Source organism: Schnuerera sp. (assembly GCF_035459645.1).
Lineage (GTDB): Bacteria > Bacillota > Clostridia > Tissierellales > Tepidimicrobiaceae > Schnuerera.
Window position 1 is genome coordinate 1 of the sequence record NZ_DATHXO010000281.1, and the last position, 3,322, is coordinate 3,322.

A 3,322-nucleotide genomic window follows, 5' to 3' on the forward strand; every position below is an offset into this window, starting at 1 on the left:
ATTTACTGCTTTGTCTGTAGATATTAAAACAAATTTCCCTACTCCATATTTATCTGCAGCTTTTACTACATTTAATGTTCCAAATATATTATTTTTAATAGCTTCCTTAGGATTCTCTTCCATTAGAGGCACATGTTTATGAGCTGCAGCGTGAAATACTACATCTATATCTTCTAATGCAAATATTTCATCAATTCTTTGCTTGTCTCTAATAGTTGCAATTCTAACCTGTAAAGACAAATCCTTATATCTTCTTAATAATTCATTTTGAATATCATAAACGTTATTTTCATAAATATCTAATATTATAAGCTCTTTTGGCTTAAATCGAGCAACCTGCCTACACAATTCAGAACCAATGGATCCGCCTCCACCAGTTATTAATATCTTTTTATTTTTTATGTAATCACTTATTTCATCAGTATTAAGGTTAATCTCATCTCTACCCAAAAGATCTTCAATTTCCACATCTCTTATCTCATTTATACTGACTTTTTCATTTAATATTTCATAAACCCCTGGGAGTATTTTAGTTCTACATTTTGTTTTTTTACATTCATTTACTATAGCTTTAATATCTTTTCTGCTAGCAGACGGTATTGCTATGATTATTTCATCTATATCTTTGTTTTCGCATATTTTTACAATATCTTTTCTACTACCTACCACTGGCACTCCATTAATATTCTGTCTATTTTTTGCTGGGTCATCATCTACTATTGCAATTGGTCTGCTATTCAAAGTTTCATGATTTCTCAATTCTTTTATAACCATGGAACCTGCAGCACCAGCTCCTACAATTAAAACTCTTTTTAGATTTTTATCTACATTTAATACTCCAAATTTGATTCTATGAATAATTCTGTAAACAAACCTATTCCCACCAATAAAAGCCATATCCATAACAGGTACCATTAAATATATGCTCCTAGGCAACCCTGCTTGTACTAAATGTAGATAAATCCCAGTGAATAAATTAGAGATAATAGAAGCTCCTACAACTTCTATCATCTCATCGATACTAGCATATCGCCATAAACTTCTATATAGTTTAAAGATATAAAAAACTAATAGTTTTATTATGGTAATCACTACTAGATTATTTGTCAACCTATGTATGTATATATTATCTATTTCCCCATCAAATCTTAAATACAAAGCTAAAAATATGCTAAATTTATCCATAGAATATCTAAAAAAACCAGTACAAAAACCTTTTTTCTTTTCATATACCCCTACCCCCATAGCTACTTTAATATATTGATTTTGACTCCCTAGGTCTATAGTAGCAGGTATATTATACCAAAAGCCCTAATATAATTCAACTAAAAGTACAGATTTTTCAAAAATATTTGCTTTTATTTTTGTTTTTGTAATAAAATATTACATTTCCCCAATTCCACACAACGCTTTGCCAATATAGTCATTGGATCAAAATATTTCTTGGTTAATCCTATTTTTTCCACTAAAACAGATAATTCAGTACAGCCTATTATAATAGGCATATCTTTATTTTTCATATATTTATTTATTAGAGATTCAAATTCAGATAATTTCACATTAAATTCTGAGGATTTAACTCCATATATCCATTTCATAATTGTTTTTTTATCTTCATCATCTGGTGTTAATATATTTAAGCTTAAATCGTTAAAAGTCTTTTCATAAATTTTTGTTTTATATGTTCCTTCTGTTGATAAGAGGAAATAGTCTTTATCTTTTGGATTATATTTTTTAAGAAAATTTCCCGTTTCATATATCATGTTTAATAGTTTTGTTTTTGAATATTTTACAATATCATCATAAAAGTAATGAGCTGTATTGCAAGGTATGGCTATATAATCTGCACCCATGGTTTCTAATTTGACCATAGACCTTACTAGTTCTGGTCTTGGGTCTTCTCCTTTTCCTAAAATATAAGCTGTTCTATCAGGTATTTTTGTATTATTGTCAATAATAATATGCAAATGTTCTTGGTCTTTATCTGCATCTGTCGAATCAATTATCTTTCTAAATAATTCACATGTGGCTAAAGGTCCCATTCCTCCAATTATTCCCAATATCATATCTAATTTCTCCATTTCTTAATAAATTTTTGTTTCATTTTGTATTATAATTATATCAAAATTTTTTATTCACTTCATTAAAAAATAAAAAAAGCCAAAAGAGGGGGAGTATCCTTTGGCTTTTTGGTATATTCAAAAAATCGTTATTTACAGTTTTGTGTAGAGGAGGACAAATTACTTATTACTATAAGCAATTTGTCCGTTGATTATGGTGTATTTTACAGTAGCATTTGTGTCCAATGCAGGAGTTCCATCGAAGATAACTAAGTCAGCATCTTTGCCTTTTTCTATGGAACCTACTTTATCATCAACACCAATAATTTTAGCTGGATTTATGGTGAGCATATTGATAACCCTTTCAATATCCCCCCCAAATCGAATTACTTCACCAGCCTGAATTATAATTACATCAGGATTTAATATAGGACCATCTGTCATTATGGCACATGGTACCCCTCTTTTATCTAATTCTATAAGGCTATGGATATCGATTTTGCCACATTCACCAGGCAAAAGCAACACTCCTATAGGCCCGTAAATTACTCCTTTGCAGCCTGATTCTACAATATCATCGTAAAAATCGCTTGCCCCCCAAGCGTGATCTAATGTAAAATCTATATCAAATTCTTTGGCAATGCGAATTATAGTCAACATATCAAATTGCTCACAATGTACTTTTAATGGAATCTCTTTCCTAAGTACCCTACATACATTTTCCATTCCAATATCAAGATCTGCTTCTCCCTTTTCTTTTTTTTCCATATATCGTTGACCCTTAATCAATGTTTCTCTAATTACACTGGCAATTCCCATACGAGTCATAGGCATTTGATTTCTTTTTCCATAGACACCTTTAGGATTGCCTCCTAAAGCTGCTTTTAATGCCACTGGGTTTTTAATGCACATTCCTTCAATGCTTTCACCATAGGATTTTACTGCACAAACTAACCCACCTATGACATTACCACTTCCTGGAGCAATTGCTGAAGTTGTAATTCCAGCCTTCGTAACTCTTTTGAATTCTGGAGACTTGGTATCTATAGAATATATGGATTCAACTTCTGGAGTTGCATTTTTAGTCATTTCATTTAAGTCCTGATCATCCATAGTACTACCAAAACCACCTATATGACTATGAGCATCTACTATTCCAGGGATTACTACTAAACCATTAGCATCTATTATTTCTCCTTCATCCCAACTTAAATTCTCACCTATATCTAGGATTTTTCCGTCTTCTATAAGGATATCTCCTT

3 protein-coding genes are annotated in these 3,322 nt (G+C 30.9%); all 3 read right to left on the minus strand.

What is annotated here, in order from left to right:
- Positions 1-1,245, minus strand: a 1,245-nt coding sequence (locus VK998_RS06565) for a polysaccharide biosynthesis protein (protein WP_325226745.1), incomplete at its 3' end; no start/stop codon positions are given.
- A gap of 113 nt (positions 1,246-1,358) precedes the next feature.
- Positions 1,359-2,081 (minus strand): cysteate racemase, encoded by a 723-nt coding sequence (gene cuyB / locus VK998_RS06570; RefSeq protein WP_325226747.1) that lies wholly within the window; start codon positions 2,079-2,081, stop codon positions 1,359-1,361.
- Positions 2,082-2,240: 159 nt separating this feature from the next.
- Positions 2,241-3,322: amidohydrolase family protein (locus VK998_RS06575; protein ID WP_325226749.1), on the minus strand; the 1,082-nt coding region annotated here is incomplete at its 5' end.

Bases quoted from the DNA above. Each gene is read 5' to 3' on its own strand.
- cuyB (WP_325226747.1), bottom strand. From the start codon at position 2,081: ATGGAGAAATTAGATATGATATTGGGAATAATTGGAGGAATGGGACCT.